Origin of the sequence: Burkholderia sp. DN3021 (genome assembly GCF_049805555.1) — a bacterium.
Taxonomy (GTDB): domain Bacteria; phylum Pseudomonadota; class Gammaproteobacteria; order Burkholderiales; family Burkholderiaceae; genus Burkholderia; species Burkholderia pyrrocinia_C.
Map to the genome: position 1 here is coordinate 29,481 of NZ_JBNCAB010000005.1, position 16,004 is coordinate 45,484.

The window sequence follows — 16,004 nt, forward strand, 5'->3', positions numbered from 1 at the left end:
AATTATCGACCGTCCCCGACCCGCTCGCCGGCCCGCGCCGCGCGGGTCAGTTCGTCAGACAAATAGAGATCATGCGCAAATTCAAGATCCCCAACATGGGCGCACTGGTGGCTTTCGAAGCCGCCGCGCGCCACGAGAGCTTCACGCACGCGGCCAAGGAGCTGTTCCTGACCGAAAGCGCGGTATCGCGGCAGATCGCGACGCTCGAGGCAAGCCTCGGTGTGCGGCTGTTCGCGCGCGTGAAGCAGCGCGTCGTGCTGACGCGCGCCGGCAAGCTGTATGGCACGCAGGTGCGGCGCGCGCTGGAAGCGCTCGACCGCGACACGCTGTCGATCATCGCGCACGGCAGCGGCGGCGGCTACCTGGAGCTCGCGGTGCTGCCGACGTTCGCGTCGCACTGGCTGATCCCGCGCATCAAGAGCTTCTACGACCGCACGCCCGACGTGCGCGTGAACATGGGCAGCCGCACCGACCTGTTCTCGTTCGAGGACACCCATTTCGAGGCCGCGATCCACTACGGCAAGCCGACCTGGCCCGGCACGTCGTCCGACTACCTGTTCGGCGAGGAAGTCGTGCCGATCTGCTCGCCCGCGCTGCTCGACGGGCCGGTCGAGCGTGTCGAGGATCTGCTCGCGTATCCGCTGCTGCACTCGACGACGCGCCCCGGCGCGTGGGCGCAGTGGTTCGAGACGCATGGCGTCGAGGACATCCGCACGATGCAGGGCGTGCGCTACGAACTGCATACGATGCTGATCAGCGCAGCCGCGGCCGGGCTCGGGATCGCGCTCGTGCCGAAGTTCTTCGTCGAGGAACAGTTGCAGCAGCTCGGCCTGGTCGTGCCGTGCGACGCGGCGACGGTCGGCGATTCGGCGTACTACCTCGTGTATCCGACGGAATTCAGCCACAGCAAGCCGCTGGAGCTGTTTCGCGGCTGGCTGCTCGAGCAGGCGAGCGCGTATGCGGCGCCGGACGGGGATGCGAACGGCGCCGACGCGGAGGATGACGAGGACGTCGAGTAACGCGCTCGCTTCAGTCACAGCGCCCGGGCGCGGCCATTCATGCTCGACACATCAAACGCTTTCCGGATCATTGGCAGCAAGGTGCGGGTCGTCGTGACGAAGACCCGCATTGTCGCGCAGCGTGAGCGTTACATGTGCCACTTCACTGTCGCGGTCAACGTACGCGGATCGCCGGGCATGTTGTACAGGTCCGCGTTGCCGTGCGCGGCAATGAAGTAGCGGCGATTGAACAGATTGTCGAGCGTGAGCGTCACGTCGACCTTCTTGCTGCGATAGCCGGCGCCCAGGTTGAACACCGTGAACGACGGCAGCGTGACGAGATCGCTGGCCGACGTGTAACGCGCCGACTGGAACTGCATGCCGGCCGCCGCATAGAAGCCGTACGGCAGCTCGCGCTTCAGCCACAGGTTCGCGCTGTGACGCGGCATCAGCCCCGGCGTGTTGCTCGACAGCGCGAGGCCGGCCGCCGTCGATTGCGGCGAACCGTCGACCGTGCCGTTCATGTAAGCGTAACCGGCGTACACCGACCACTTCGGCGCGATCTCGCCGGTGAAGCCCAGCTCCGTCCCGCGCACGTGCTGCGTGCCGATCGGTAGCGCATAACCGGGATTCGCGGGATCGCCGATCTGCTGGTTGGTCTGGCGCATGTCGAACAGCGCGACGCTGGCCGTCGCCTTGCCGCCGAGGTCGAAGCGCGAGCCGACTTCATACGCGGTGGTCTTCTGCGGCGCGAGCGCGGCGCCGTTCGCGAACGCGCCGGAACTGATCAGCGTATCGGCGAGCGGCGAGAACGACTGGCTGAACGAGCCGTACAGCGTCAGCCAGTCGAGCGGTTCGTAGATCAGGCCGACGCGCGGGCTCCACGCGTGGTCGGTGCGGTCGAGATTGACGTTCGACGACGTGTAGTCGTGGCGGATCTGGTTCAGGTAGTCGAAGCGCAGGCCGGCGAGCACCTTCCAGTGTTCGGTCAGCGAGATCAGGTCCTGCGCATAGACGCCCGCGAGCCCGACGACGGTCGACGCATTCGTCTTCGCACGCGCGCCGGTCGGCACGCCGGGCAGAATCACCTGCTGCGGATTGAAGAGATCGTAGGTGGCGACCTTCGTCACGTTGTAGATCGTGTCGAACTTCTGCTGCTGCGACAGTTCCAGCCCGTACAGCAGCTCGTGGCGCATGCCGAACAGCGACGTCTTCTGCGTGAGCTCGAACAGGCCGTCGATGCCGTGGTCGGTGCGCTGGCGCGTCGACTGGTCGAGCGTCACGACCGGACGCGCGGCCGTCTTGATCGGCTCGAACGTCACGTAGTTCTTGCGTTCGAGCGAGAAGTCGTACGCACGGATCGCGCCATGGAACGACAGCGTATCGCTGAAGCGGTGATCGAGCGACACCGTCGCGCTCTTCGCGGAGACATCGTTGTACGAGCTGTTCGCCGCGTCGGCCGAGCCGTAATACGTGTTGATCGGCACGTCGACCGGCCGGCCGCGATACGCGGGCAGGCCCTGGTCGGACGTGCGGCGATCGTGCAGGTAGTCGAATTCGACGTTCAGCACCGTGTTGCTGTCCAGCTTGAACTGCGCGGACGGCGCGATCGCCTGGCGATTGAGCTGGAACTGGTCGCGAAAGCTGTTCGAGTTCTCGGCCGCGCCGGTGATGCGGAAGCGCGCCGCGTCGTTCGCATTCCAGCCGAGGTCGAATTCGCCGCGCCGCTCGCCGCGCGTGCCGAGCGTCACGCCCACGTCGCGCACCGGGTTCGCGTCCGGCCGCTTCAGCACGCGATTCACGATGCCGCCCGCCGAGCCGCGCCCGTACAGCACGGCCGCCGGCCCCTTCAGCACCTCGACGCGCTCGACGTTCGACAGGTCGCGATAGTAGAGCGCGTCGTCGCGAATGCCGTCGACGTACTGGTCCGTGATGCTGTTGAAACCGCGGATCGTGATCTGGTCGCGCTGGCCGTCGCCGACCGAGAAGCCGACGCCCGGCACGTTGCGCAATGCGTCCTGCATCGACGTCGCGTTTTGATCCTCGATCACCGCGTGCGGGACGACGTTCACCGTCTGCGGCACGTCCATCAGCGACATGTCGGTCTTGGTCGCCGCGCGCGACCGGCCCGCGTCGTACGACGCATGCTCGGCGGCCGCATTGACGGAAATCGCGGGCAAGGTCGCCGCGGCGTCGCTCGCCTGCGCGAACGAAGTGCGGGCGCCGGCCAGCGACGTGACGATCAGAAGCGCATGGCAAGCGCTCGTGTTGAGTTTCATCGTAAGCGTAGGGGGTGAAGGAAAAACGGCGAACGGAAACGCGTCCGGTCGACGCGCGAATCGCGCAGCGACCGACGAAGCCTTTCCGTGAACTCGATGGCGCGCGGGGGATCGCCCCGTCGCGCATGTCGGCGGCGAACGGCCGGCGCGGGTCGATGCCGGCCGGCACGACCGGCACGAAAAAAGCCGTGACATCCCGTCACGGCTCGTAATGGTGCGAAATAATAAACGAGAATGATTCGTGTTTTCGATTAATTTTTAACGTGTCGCCTACCCGCAACGTGCATACGCATCGCGTTCTGCATTCCTGACGAATGCCTTTCTTTTTGGGGCGCTGATCCGCATATCGCGTAAGCGCGTCGAAAGAAATCGATCGGCCGTATCGAATGGATTGTGCGGAAACGGTCAGGCAGAAGGTGGGGTTCGGGATACGACGACGAAAAGCCTGGAGAGGATCACGTATTCAACGGTCCGGTGCGCGCCGGACCGGGCAACCCCGACCCGGCGCTCCGGGCAGCCGACCTCGCATCGGCAGCGCGGCGGACCTTCTTCTTTTGTTCACTACGTCTGCTCTCTCAGGCTCGCTTCATTTTTTTTCTTCGTCGCGCTGCGCCATTATCCGCCTAAACCGGCCGGAGTGAAACGTTTGCGCCTGCAACAAACGCGTTATACCCGCCATTCGGCAACATTCTTTCTGAATGCTTACGATACATGCGATGAGATTCGGCAATTGTTGCATTCGCATCGGCGTTCCTTTTTAATGGAACTGGTTCCAAGCGCCGATTCGGCCATGTTCCCGCGTGACGCGCCGTCGTGCCCGCGTCATCATGCCGATTCAGGATCGAGGATCATTCAGCTCAGGATTCGCATCGCCCGTCCTTCCCGGACACCTAGTCAAACGAGACCGTCATGCCCGATTCCGCCTCCCTGCAACAACTGTTTCCCGCGTATCAAGACATCCCCGCCGAGTTCCGGCTCGCTTCGCCGATTCACCAGCGCGTGTCGCTCGTCGACGGCGAGCTTCGACCGTGGAACGGCGCGACCAAGACCGTGCTGTCGCCCGTGTGCGTGCGGCAGGCGGACGGCAGCGTCGAGCAGGTCGAGATCGGCAGCTATCCGGTAATGGGCGAAACGGAAAGCGACGCTGCGCTCGACGCCGCGGTGCGCGCATACGACTCGGGCCGCGGCGAGTGGCCGACGATGAAGGTCGAGCAGCGCATCGCGTGCATGCAGGACTTCATCAAGCGGATGGTCGCGCAGCGCGAGCTGGTCGTGAACCTGATCATGTGGGAGATCGGCAAGAGCCTCGCCGATTCGCAGAAGGAGTTCGACCGTACCGTCACGTACATGACGCAGACGATCGATGCGCTGAAGGAGCTCGACAACGCGAACTCGCGCTTCGTGATCGCGGAAGGCACGATCGGCCAGATCCGCCGCACGCCGCTCGGCGTCGTGCTGTGCATGGGCCCGTACAACTATCCGCTGAACGAGACCTTCGCGACGCTGATCCCCGCGCTGCTGATGGGCAACACCGTGGTGTTCAAGCCGCCTCAGTACGGCACGCTGCTGTTCGAGCCGCTGCTCGAAGCGTTCCGCGACGCGTTCCCGCACGGCGTGATCAACACGATCTACGCGCCGGGCGCGGTGGTCGTGCCGCACATGCTCGCGTCGGGCAAGATCAATGTGCTCGCGCTGATCGGGTCGAGCAAGGTGGCCGATCACCTGAAGAAGCAGCACCCGAAGTCGCACCGGCTGCGCGCGATCCTCGGCCTCGACGCGAAGAACGCGGCGATCGTGCTGCCCGACGCCGATCTCGACCTCACCGTGAAGGAATGCCTGCTCGGCGCGCTGTCGTTCAACGGCCAGCGCTGCACCGCGCTGAAGATGCTGCTCGTGCACCGCTCGATCGTCGACGAATTCCTGAAGCGCTTCACCGCCGCGCTCGAACAGCTGAAGATCGGCATGCCGTGGGAAAAAGGCGTCAGCATCACGCCGCTGCCCGGCATGCATCGCACGGCCTACATGACGGAGGCGATCGACGACGCGAAGGCCAAGGGCGCACAGGTCGTCAACCACTCGGGCGGCGAATTCAGCAAGACGCTGTTCTATCCGGCCGTCGTGTATCCGGTGTCCGAAGGGATGAAGCTGTACCGCGAGGAACAGTTCGGGCCGATCATTCCGGTCGCGCCGTTCGACGACGTCGACACCGCGCTCGACTACGTGACGACGTCGGATCACGGCCAGCAGGTCAGCATCTTCGGTTCCGATCCGGTGCAGATCGGCGCGCTCGTCGATCCGCTCGTGAACCAGGTGTGCCGCGTGAACATCAACTGCCAGTGCCAGCGCGGGCCCGACGTGTTCCCGTTCGCGGGCCGCAAGGATTCGGCCGAAGGCACGCTGTCGGTGAGCGATGCGCTGCGCGCGTTCTCGATCCGCTCGATGGTCGCGGCGAAGCAGACCGACAGCAGCAAGCAGTTGCTCGACTCGATCGTGTCGGATCACACGTCGAAGTTCATCAATACGGGCTTTATTTTCTGAAGCCATCGTGAAGCGGGAACCCTCCGCCGCGCGTCGATGCTGCGGAGGGTTTCAGCGAACACCGCGCTGTTTGTCATGCATTCGACGCCAGCAGCCTGATCCCCGCCACGCCGAACACGACGGCGAGACACGCTTCCATCGCGCGACGGCCGCGCACGTACAGCCGGCGCGCGCCGTCCATCGAGAACACGAGCGCATAACCGCCGAACACCAGGCACCCGATCACGACACAGCCCGGCACGACCGCGCCGTGCGACGCGCCCGCGCCGTTCGACGACAGTGCGACGATCGACACCCACACGAGAATGGCTTTCGGATTGGTCAGGTGCAGCATCGCGCCGCGCATGTAGAAGCGCGACAGCCGCTGCTCGCGCGCCGCGTTCGGCGATGCCGCCGCCGTGCCCGACAGCGCCGTGCGCCCCGACTTGAATGCGAGCCACAGCAGGTACAGCCCGCCGAAGATCTTGATCGCGACCAGCAGCTTCGACCATGCGAGTAGCGCAGCCGACACGCCGAGCGCCGCCACGGTCGCCCAGAACATCGACCCCGAAATGACGCCGAGCGCGAACGCGAGCGCCGCCTTGCGGCCCTGGTTCGCGGCGACCGACATGATCGCGAGATTGCTTGGCCCCGGGCTGGCCGTACCGATGAAATAGGCCGTGTAGGCCAGCAGCAGGTTGGCCGAGAAGAAGGCGTGGACGCTCATGTCGAATCTCGCAGGGTTGGTTCCGGGATTGTTGGCAAACGCGGGCCGTCTGCCCATGGACAATTGCGCGGCCAATCGCTGGGCCAGTTCGACGGCCACGCCAATCGAATCGTCGTTCGTGAAACCGTCTCGGATATGAAACACCCGGCGCATTCACCGCCCGTTTCCGCCATGCAACGGAGCTCGTCCCGTTTCGACGTTCCCGCCAGCGAACGCACGGCAGACGCGGGCGGAACGCGTGGATCGGCACGTTTCGGCCGTTCGCCGGCAGAAACGCACCGCGCGTTCCGCCCGCGTTACGTTACATCCGTGAAGCATTTCGCGTCGCCGCGCCCCTGCGTGCGCCTGACGTCCACTACGCCCCGCCTGTAGACACCCTCCTCGACCGCCCGCGCAACCCACTACCGGCGGGACTCGCCGGCCGGCGCCGGATCGCCGCTCGACATTGCCCGACAATCGGATCGCGGCGCTGGTACGGAAACTGCATTCCGTTCCGGTAAAAGCCGCGCCGACGACTCGCGCGGACACAAATTCAACCTCGGGCGCATCCACGAATACGCCCGAACGATCCGCACAAGTAACGAGGCCCCTCATGGATGCGCTGCCCAATTCGTCCGACACGGCGTTCCAGCTCTTTCTCGCGAAGGTGCTCGAACAGCCGCTACCCGACTGGACCGACAAACAGCAGATGGAACTCGAGATGGCACGCACGCTGTCGACCGAAATGGTTCACCTCGCCGAAGAGATGCGCGGCCGCGCGCCCGATCTCGCGCGCTGCCTCGTGCTGCTCCGCTACGCGAAGGTGCTCGACTTCATGCTGACGTCGCTCGCCGCGCGCCGCGACATTCATCCGCAGACGCTGCGCACGCTGTTCCGGCTCGCGAACCTGAAGGTCGACGATTCGTATCCGGCGTGACGCGGCCTGGCGAGGCGGATTCCGTCAAGGGCACTTCCCGATACGACGGAATGCGCGCATCGATCGCCGCTGCGATCACGAAGCCGGGCGACGCATGACGCGGTAACCCCGCGCACACGCCCGCTCGCGCGCCGGCTTATCCCGATCATCAGCGCTGTGGCCGGCCCCTCCCCGCAAACGGATGTACAATCGCGCGCCATGAACGCACTTCGCCGCTTCCTGCTCCGGCAAGGCGTCGCGCGACAGCTTCTGTGGGGTTTCCTCCTTGTGACGCTGCTGTCCCGCGCGCTGATGTCGGGTGCCGTGATGCTCGATCCGGACGGTCCGGATGCGGGCTCGGTGGTGCTGTGTTCGGGCCGTGGCCCGCTGATCGTCGACGTGGCCGCACTGGCCGCCCGCTTCGACGCCAGCGCGCCGATCACGCCGGCCAACGATGCGCTGGCGCTCGTCGATGCGCTCAAACATGACGCGCACGCCGACAAGACGGCGCCCTCAGGAAACGGCGACAGCCTCTGCGCATTCGGCGCCGCACTGTTCACGGCACTCGCGTCGTTCGTGCTGCTGGTGCTGCTGTTTCCCGCCGCGGTTCCGCGGCGTTTCCGGATTCCTCCCGATTTTCTTCCTGTCGTGCGATCGATATTCGACGATCGCCCGCCCTCCCGCGCCCCTCCTCTGTTCTGCTGAACGTTCCGCCCAGCGGCTCGTGCACGTCGATGTGCATGGGCCTTCATGCCGTTCGTTTCACCACACCTGATTCAAGCGTCCACCCAACTGCCCGCGTCGCGCGGGCAACGCCGCCTTGCGCATGGCCTGCGCATCGGGCCGCGTTGCCCGTTACGTCGACGCTTGCATTCCGGTGTGTGGCGCGTTGACGGCGGCCGGCCCGCGCCGGCCTCGCCGATCGACGATCATGAGGAGCTGACATTATGTCGACCACCATCGAGCGGGCGATCTCGCCCGCCCATTCCGCAAGCGCCGGTTACCGGACGCTCTGGCGCTGGCATTTCTATGCCGGCCTGTTCGTCATGCCGTTCCTGGTGATCCTCGCGATCACGGGAACGCTTTATTGCTTCCAGCCGCAGATCGAGCCGCTGCTGTATCCGCACCGGCTGCTCGTCGAGCCGCGCACCACGCAAAGGCTCGATCCGGACACGTTGCTCGCCAACGCGCGTACCGCGATGCCGGCCGGTGCGACGCCGGTTTCCGTCCAGGTCTCCACGGCGCCCGACCGTAGCGCCGAATATGTGTTTCGGCTGCGCGACGGCAGCCGCGAGAGCGTGTACGTGAACCCGTACGATGGCAGCGTGCTCGGCACGCTGAGCGTCGAGCGCCGCTTCATGCAGGTCGACCGGATGCTGCATCGCAAGCTGCTGCTCGGCAAGACGGGCGAATTGCTGATGGAGCTCGCCGCGTGCTGGACGTTCGTGATGATCGGCACCGGCATCGCGCTGTGGTGGCCGCGTGGCACGGCGCGCGTCGGGCGCGCGCTGCGGCCCGACCTGTCGCTGCGCGGCCGGCCGCTGTGGAAGAACATCCATGCGACGGCGGGCATCTGGCTCGCGGCCGGCACGGTGGCATTCATCCTGTCGGGGCTGCCGTGGTCGGGCTCGTGGGGCAAGAACTTCAAGGCGCTCGCCGCGACCGTGAACCTCGGCGCGCCGGAGGGCGCATGGGGCGGCGCGTCGGTGCGTTCGAGGCGCCCGGGCGCAGCCGCAGAGCCTGCACATGCGCAGGCCGCCGCGCCGTCCGGCCAGCACCACGAATCGGGCGAGTCGATGCCGGGAATGGTGATGGACGACCTGCCGCTGCCGCAAACGCCGTGGGCGGTCGGCAACGTGCCCGTTCCGCATTCGCCGTCCGCGCCGACGCCGGCGCCGCTGCCGCTGGCACGCGCGATCGCGATCGTCGCGGGGCTCGGCGTGACGAGCGGCTACACGCTCGCGCTGCCGTCGGGCGCGGACGGCGTGTTCACCGCGTCGTACTTCCCGGCCGACCCGAAAGCGGAGCGGACGATCTACATCGACCAGTACAGCGGCGCGGTGCTGAAGGACATCCGCTACGACGACTACGGCGCGGTGTCGCAAGCCGTGTCGTACGGCACGTCGCTGCACATGGGTCGCTACTTCGGGCTTGCGAACCAGATCGTCTGTGCGGTGCTGTCGCTCGGGCTCGCCGCGATGGCCGTCACGGGCGCGGTAATGTGGTGGAAGCGCCGCCCGGCCGGGAAGCTGGGCGCGCCGTCGCGCGAACGCGGCACGCCGCCGATGCGCGGCTGGATCGCGGGGCTCGTGCTGCTCGGCATCGCATTCCCGCTGATGGGGATGACGATCGTCGCGGTCTGGTTGATCGACCATCTGCTGTTCGGCCGTGCGGCGCGCGCGGCAGCATGACCGCGAAGCGATTCCACCGATTCAAAGGATTCCGAAGCATGAAGTTCAGACTAATGCTACCCGCTGCCGTTCTCACGGCTTTCGTGCCTGCCCGGCAGGCACGGGAAAGCGACGTCACGCGCGCGGGCCCGCCACGCGCCCCGCCATCCACTTCCGATAGCGCCGCGTCTGGCATTGGGCGGCGAGTTGCTGCCGGACCAGCGCGCGCAGCGGCGACACCTGCGGGTTCGTGCGGCGCCCTTCGCTGAGCCGCGTGAGCTGGAACTTGACGACGGCCATGTTGGCCAGCGCGCCCAGCGCCTTGTTCTTCCACCGGATCGGCTGCAGCACCGGCGCGCTGTCCTTGCCGGCCCGCCAGTCGCGTGGCAGGTTCGGATCGATCGACAGCGCGGTCGCGATGCCGACCATCGCCACGCCGCTTTCAACCACCTGCTCGGCGACCGCGCGGCGCCGGATGCCGCCCGTGACCATCAGCGGCATCCGTGCGACGGCCGTGATGTCGCGCGCGAATTCGAGGAAATACGCTTCGCGCGCAAGCGTGCGCCCGTCGCGCGCCTCGCCCTGCATCGCCGGCACTTCATAGCTGCCACCCGACAGTTCGACGAGATCGACGTCGAGCGGGTTCAGCAGCTCGACCACGCGCTTCGCGTCGTCCGCGCTGAAGCCGCCGCGCTGGAAGTCGGCCGAGTTCAGCTTGACCGCGACGACGAACGCGGGCGACACCGTCGCGCGTACGGCCCGCACGATGTCGAGCAGCAGGCGCGCGCGATTTTCGATGCTGCCGCCCCACTGGTCCTGCCGGCGGTTCGTCAGCGGCGACAGGAACTGGCTCAGCAGATAGCCGTGCGCCGCGTGAATCTGCACGCCGGTGAAGCCGCTTTGTTCCGCAAGCTGCGCCGCGCGCACGAAACGCTGCTGCACGTCGGCGATATCGGCTTGCGTCATTTCCTTCGGCACCGGGAACTGCTTCGACAGCGCGCCGAGCGCGAGCGGCACGGCCGACGGCGCGAACGTCGTCTGCCCGAGCGCCGCCTGCATCTGGCGCCCCGGGTGGTTGATCTGCATCCACACGTGCGCGCCGCCCGAGCGCGCGATCTGCGCCCAGCGGCGGAAGCGGTCGAGATGCGCGTCGCTCTCGAGCACGACACCGTTCGGCCCGGTCATCGCGCGGCCGTCCACCATCACGTTGCCGGTCAGGATCAGCCCGGCCTGGCCGTCGGCCCAGGCCTGGTACAGGCGCAGCAACGCGTCGGACGGCGCGTGGTCCGCATCGGCCATGTTCTCTTCCATCGCGGCCTTGGCCAGCCGGTTCGGGATCACCGTGCCGTTGGGCAGTGTCAGGGGCGTAAACAGGTTCATGGAGCGCATCCTCGATTGACGATGCCCAACGATAACTTTAAAGTCAACTTTAAGGTCAAGCCCCTTTGGAGCACCCCATGAAAATTGGCGAACTGGCGCGGGCCAGCGGCCTCGCGGCGTCGCGCATCCGCTTCTACGAAGCGAGCGGCCTGCTCGAACCGGCCCGCCGGCAGGCGAACGGCTATCGGGAATACGGGCCGGAAGCGCTGACGCGGCTCGCGATCATCGACCGCGCGCAGCGCGCGGGTTTCGCGCTCGACGAAATCCGCGCGGTGCTGCCGCCCGATCTCGGCGCATGGCCGCGCGACGAGCTGCTGGTCGCGCTGCGACACAAGGTCGACGAAATCGCGCTGCTCGAACAGCGTCTCGCGCAGAACCGGCGCCATCTGGAGACGCTGATCGACGAGATCGAGAACAAGCCGGAGGGCGAGGATTGCGCGGGTGCCGCGCAACGCATGCTCGAGCGGCTGTGCGAGCAGGCCGGCGAACCGCTGGCGCCTGCGCCCGTCGCACGGCCGACGCGCAAGCGCGCGTGACCGATTGCACGGCGGCACCCACCGATCCATCAACCCGCGCGGCGGCGAGACGAGACGACGCGTATGCGTCGGCTTCCGCACCGCGATCTCATGACCTTGTCGCGACGGCACGATTGTCGGTTCAAACCGACGATCCGCACAATGCGTGACCGCGACGGGCCTCGCTGCAACGACGCCACGGGGAGTTGACAAGGGGCTTCGCGAGCGTTTCCTTTCTCCTCATCAAGGCCGACTGGCGAAGTGACATCTCTCGTTCGCAAACGGTGACGACATCATTTCGGCCTACGCGTGCCAGACATGCGCTTTCGGCCAAAGATCCAGGATTCGGGCGACAGCCATTCCGACGTGGGGGCGTATCCATGGCGGAGTTCCCCCCGTACACCGATCCGTTTGACGTGCAATGTCCGGCGAAACGGGCGGACTATCGTCGTACCGGAAATAACGTGCGCACGACGCGGGATATCCGGTATCCGAACCTGCCATAGCTAACAGGTTCCGGTCCAAAGGCTTTCTCTTACATTAACGACCGGGCCCGCGGAGGTGGAGGCGTGTGCCGGCCGGTTGTAGCCGCCAGACAAGATCCACAATACCGAGAGAACCGCGCGATGAGTGAGCCGAGGGCCGTCGTATTTTTCATCAACCCGCCGAACAGCAACGACCTGGATGCGGACGGCGCGGGCCAAACGAACGACATCGTCGTATCGAAGGGCATTCAACATACCGACTGGGCCAATTTCCCGCATCTCGGCATCCTGTCGCTGGCTTCTTATGTCGATGCGCTGCCGGGTTTCGAAGGCCACTACGTCGATGGCGTGATTCATCCGCTCGACCGTATCCTTGCGGCTATCCGCGAGCGGGCCGGCCGCACGCTCGCCGTCTGCCTCAGTGCGATCACGGCCAATTATGAAGCCGCGATCCGGATCGCCCGCGCGGTCAAATCCATCGATCCGCATATCGCGATCGTGGTCGGTAACGATCATTTCACGGCATTGAGCCGCGAGATCCTCGATCGCCACGGTGAACTGATCGATTGCGGATTTGTCGGCAACGAAGTGTATGGCGGCCTGGTCGATTTCCTGAGGGATCGGCAGCAATCACGCACCGACGGCGTCTATCCCGGTTCGGTTCGCCTGGAATCCGGGCGGATCGTCGCCGATCCGGCGATTCGCGAGGCGGTTAACCGCGTCATCGACTATGGCCTGATCGACCGGACCTTGCCGCATACCGCCGTCTACACCGAGAATTTCACCCGGCGCCTGGGCCGGCGGATCCTGGCACTGACCGGGCGGCAGGTGCGCAAGGGCGTGCCTGTCGAAATCGGGCGCGGCTGCATCAAATTCAGCGGCGACGATGCCTGTTCGTTCTGCTCGATTCAGTACGGCAGCATGTGGAAGAACGAACTGCCCGCGGACCACGCGTGGTCCGCCGTCCGCGGCGCATGGGAGGCGGGTTACGATTACCTGTACGTGACGGCCGACGAACTGCCGCTCACGTTCGCGCGGCTGATGCTCGACATGGCGGAGTCGCCGCCGCCATGGTGGCGCGCGTTGCCGGCGGACGCGCGCCCGGTCCTGGTCGGCTACGCGCGCGCGGACGGCATGGAGAAGGAACAGGTACTGAAAGCGATGCGCGAGATCGGCTTTCGCATTCTGTTCGTGGGCGTCGACGCGGGCGCCGCGCGTTCGCTGCAGGCGCTCAACAAGCCACTGCGGAACAAGGACCCGGTGGCGGCCGCGCAGCGGATGTCCGACGCCAATCTGCGGGCGCTGGACAACGCACGCGCGCATGGCGTGGCGATCAAGGCGGGATTCGTGCTGGGGCATCTGGGGATGAACGAGGCGTTGCTGGAGGAAAACATCGAAACCTACATCGCGTTTCTGAAGGCCGGGCGGGATGTGATCATCAGCGCCGACATCGAATTGCTGTCGCCGGAACCGGGCTCGAAGGATTTTCGCTATCTGACCGATCCGGACGAGGCTGAAACGATGTCGGCTCGATTGGGTCTCGCGCTCGGAAGCCGCGCGCAGCGGCAGGCGGTGGCCGATCGCTACCGGAACGTCGATATCTTCGATCGCGAGGCTGCCATCGACGACTATATCGGCGTGTTCATGCCCGAACTGTCGAAGGAGCGGCTCGCCACCGCGCGCGATCGCGTGCGCACCGAATGCGGCCGGCTCGGCATCGTGATCGGAGACGATCTCTGATGTCGCCAGAACAAGCGCTGCTCTTCGGCCTGACCTGCCTCGGCTTCGGTTTCATTCCGGGGCCCGCGCTGCTGCAGACCGTCTCGTTGACGCTTCAGCACGGGCGCCGGGCCGGCTTCCTGTCCGCGCTCGGCATTCACCTCGGCGCCTTTTTCCAGATCTGCATCGTCGCGCTCGGTGCGGTCGCAGTACTGAAGACATCGCCGATGCTGTATCACGTGCTCAAGGTGATCGGCGGCGCCTACCTGGTCTGGCTCGGCATCCAGCGCATCCGCGCGCCCGTCGAGCAGGACGCGGCGATCGACGTGCCGCGCAACGTCGTGTCGTCGAGCGCGTTCATCGAAGCGTCGAATCCGAAGTCGGCGCTGTTCTATTTTTCGTTCCTGCTGCAGTTCACCGATCCGGTCGCGTCGCTCGGGCTCGGCTGGCAACTGTTCCTGCTCGGCGCGTGCGCGAACCTGCTGTTCTCCGCCGCCGACGTGTTCTGCATCCTGCTCGCCCATCCGTTGCGTGCCCGCGTGTCACCGGAAGGCCAGGCGCTGCGGATCGGCCAGTTTCTCGCCGGCACGCTGTTCGTCGTGCTGGGCGTGATTGCGATCGTCAGCGATTAGCGCGGGAAGCCCGCACGAGGCAACGACCGGCGCACCGACCGCACGACGCCGGACCGCGCGAGCGGTGGGCAGGTCGGCACGCTTGCGCGCGGCTGTGCGCGGGTTCACTTACGTCGCAGGTAATCGACGCGCGCGTTGCGAGGCTCGATCATGGTTACACCGATCACCGAACCGCATCACGCCAGGGAGCCCGCCATGACCGCCTACGCCATCGCCCATCTGCACGACGTCGACATGTGCGACGACATCGTCGAATACCTCGAACGCATCGACGGCACGCTCGCGCCGTTCGACGGCCGGTTCGTCATTCACGGCGCACGGCCGGAGGTACGCGAAGGCGTGTGGCGCGGCGACCTGATCGCGATCGCATTCCCGGATCTCGACACGGCGCGCGCATGGTACGAGTCGGATGCGTACCGGCAGATCCAGCCGCTGCGCGCACGGCACGCGAGCGGGCCGCTGATCCTGATCGACGGCGTCGATGAACGACACAAGGCGACCGACATCCTGCGGTGAATCGCGACGCCGGCACCGCTTGCGACACGTCACGCGCATCGGCCCGCGAAGTCGCCGGTGCGCGCCGCGCGACTGGATACCGCGTTACATTCCCTTGAGCGGCTGCCCCGGTTGCCACGCATCGATGATCGCCTTCGCCTGCGCGCGATCGCGTGCCGACAATACGGCTTCGAGCTCGCGAGCCGTCACCTCCGAGAATTCGACGTCGCGACTGCCGCTTCCGGCCTTCACCGCGGCGAGATAGAACGTGTAGGCGGTCAGCAGGTTCTTCTGCACGCCGCCACGCCCCCGCTCGTACAACGTCCCCATGCTTTCGAGGCCCTGCGGATAGCCCTGGCGTGCAGCCGCGCGATACAGCACGACGCTTTTGTCGACGTCGAGGGGCAGCTTCATCCCCTGGTCGTACATCATGCCGAGCGTGCTCTGCGCGGGCGCGTAACCACGGTCGGCCGCCAGCTGGAAACAATCCGCGGCCACGCGGAAATAGCGCTTGGCCGGATTCTCCTCGTACCGGAACAATTGCCACGCGATATCGTCGATCCGCACGCCCATGTCGTACTGCATCTTCACGTCGCCATGCTGCGCGGCGATGAAGCTCCACTTCACCGCCTGCTCGTCGTCCTCGTAACGGTAATGCTCGCCAAGCAGCGCAGCCGCTTCGGCGTTACCCGCGTTCGCGGCGGTTGTCAGCTCGGGGATCGCCGTCTGCCAGTCCTTCTTCGCGAGGGCGTCAAGGCCGGCCTGCAGGTCGGCAAACGCCGGCGCCATGGCCAGCACGAGGCTCAGCGCCACTAGGGTTTTCTTCATTGCTCTCGATATTGTGATTATTCGATCGGATTGCGGCGAAGCGCGACGTCGTGCCCCCGAGCGTCGCGCCGCGCATGCGGCCGTCCGGCGTGTTCGTCGTTTTCCGGCCCCGCATGGCGGAACCCGTTGCACCGGATGGCTTTC

13 protein-coding genes are annotated in these 16,004 nt (G+C 66.1%); 9 read left to right on the forward strand and 4 right to left on the reverse strand.

Going from position 1 to position 16,004, the window contains the following annotated elements; all coding sequences use genetic code 11:
• The first annotated feature begins 71 nt into the window (after positions 1-71).
• Positions 72-1,019, forward strand: a complete 948-nt coding sequence (locus tag ACPUER_RS04440; RefSeq protein ID WP_425130449.1) for a LysR family transcriptional regulator — start codon at positions 72-74, stop codon at positions 1,017-1,019.
• Between the two features lie 128 nt (positions 1,020-1,147).
• On the opposite strand, the gene ACPUER_RS04445 is transcribed toward ACPUER_RS04440, so the two are convergent.
• Entirely contained in the window at positions 1,148-3,277 is a 2,130-nt protein-coding gene (locus ACPUER_RS04445; protein ID WP_425130450.1) for a TonB-dependent receptor, read from the reverse strand.
• 909 nt (positions 3,278-4,186) lie between these two features.
• Here ACPUER_RS04445 and ACPUER_RS04450 point away from each other — a divergent pair.
• Positions 4,187-5,815: an NADP-dependent glyceraldehyde-3-phosphate dehydrogenase gene (locus ACPUER_RS04450; protein WP_175964251.1), complete on the forward strand. Its 1,629-nt coding sequence runs from the start codon at positions 4,187-4,189 to the stop codon at positions 5,813-5,815.
• A 73-nt stretch (positions 5,816-5,888) separates the two neighbouring features.
• On the opposite strand, the gene ACPUER_RS04455 is transcribed toward ACPUER_RS04450, so the two are convergent.
• Positions 5,889-6,521 carry a LysE family translocator gene (locus ACPUER_RS04455; RefSeq protein WP_072438441.1) on the reverse strand — a complete coding sequence of 211 codons (633 nt, stop codon included), beginning with the start codon at positions 6,519-6,521 and terminating at the stop codon, positions 5,889-5,891.
• 592 nt (positions 6,522-7,113) lie between these two features.
• Between ACPUER_RS04455 and ACPUER_RS04460 the strand changes: the two genes are divergently transcribed.
• From ACPUER_RS04460 to ACPUER_RS04470, 3 genes are all read left to right on the forward strand, one after another.
• Entirely contained in the window at positions 7,114-7,437 is a 324-nt protein-coding gene (locus tag ACPUER_RS04460; RefSeq protein ID WP_310130842.1) for a DNA-binding protein, read from the forward strand.
• A gap of 198 nt (positions 7,438-7,635) precedes the next feature.
• Complete coding sequence (locus tag ACPUER_RS04465; protein WP_105389780.1) at positions 7,636-8,121, forward strand: hypothetical protein; 486 nt, start codon at positions 7,636-7,638, stop codon at positions 8,119-8,121.
• 242 nt (positions 8,122-8,363) lie between these two features.
• Entirely contained in the window at positions 8,364-9,827 is a 1,464-nt protein-coding gene (locus ACPUER_RS04470) for a PepSY-associated TM helix domain-containing protein (protein ID WP_425130451.1), read from the forward strand.
• Between the two features lie 114 nt (positions 9,828-9,941).
• Here ACPUER_RS04470 and ACPUER_RS04475 read toward each other — a convergent pair whose 3' ends face one another.
• The gene (locus ACPUER_RS04475) at positions 9,942-11,186 is read right to left on the reverse strand and encodes an NADH:flavin oxidoreductase/NADH oxidase family protein (RefSeq protein ID WP_425130452.1); all 1,245 of its coding nucleotides are present in this window, start codon (positions 11,184-11,186) and stop codon (positions 9,942-9,944) included.
• Between the two features lie 77 nt (positions 11,187-11,263).
• Between ACPUER_RS04475 and ACPUER_RS04480 the strand changes: the two genes are divergently transcribed.
• From ACPUER_RS04480 to ACPUER_RS04495, 4 genes are all read left to right on the forward strand, one after another.
• Complete coding sequence (locus tag ACPUER_RS04480; protein WP_175964255.1) at positions 11,264-11,722, forward strand: MerR family transcriptional regulator; 459 nt, start codon at positions 11,264-11,266, stop codon at positions 11,720-11,722.
• 548 nt (positions 11,723-12,270) lie between these two features.
• Positions 12,271-13,926 carry a B12-binding domain-containing radical SAM protein gene (locus tag ACPUER_RS04485; protein WP_425130453.1) on the forward strand — a complete coding sequence of 552 codons (1,656 nt, stop codon included), beginning with the start codon at positions 12,271-12,273 and terminating at the stop codon, positions 13,924-13,926.
• Positions 13,926-14,537, forward strand: a complete 612-nt coding sequence (locus ACPUER_RS04490; protein ID WP_425130454.1) for a LysE family translocator — start codon at positions 13,926-13,928, stop codon at positions 14,535-14,537. The genes ACPUER_RS04485 and ACPUER_RS04490 overlap by 1 nt, the downstream gene beginning before the upstream one ends.
• Positions 14,538-14,732: 195 nt before the next feature.
• Complete coding sequence (locus tag ACPUER_RS04495; RefSeq protein WP_175964257.1) at positions 14,733-15,053, forward strand: DUF1330 domain-containing protein; 321 nt, start codon at positions 14,733-14,735, stop codon at positions 15,051-15,053.
• 84 nt (positions 15,054-15,137) lie between these two features.
• Here ACPUER_RS04495 and ACPUER_RS04500 read toward each other — a convergent pair whose 3' ends face one another.
• On the reverse strand, positions 15,138-15,860 hold the full coding sequence (locus ACPUER_RS04500) for a tetratricopeptide repeat protein (protein WP_425130455.1): 723 nt from the start codon (positions 15,858-15,860) through the stop codon (positions 15,138-15,140).
• Positions 15,861-16,004 lie beyond the last annotated feature (144 nt).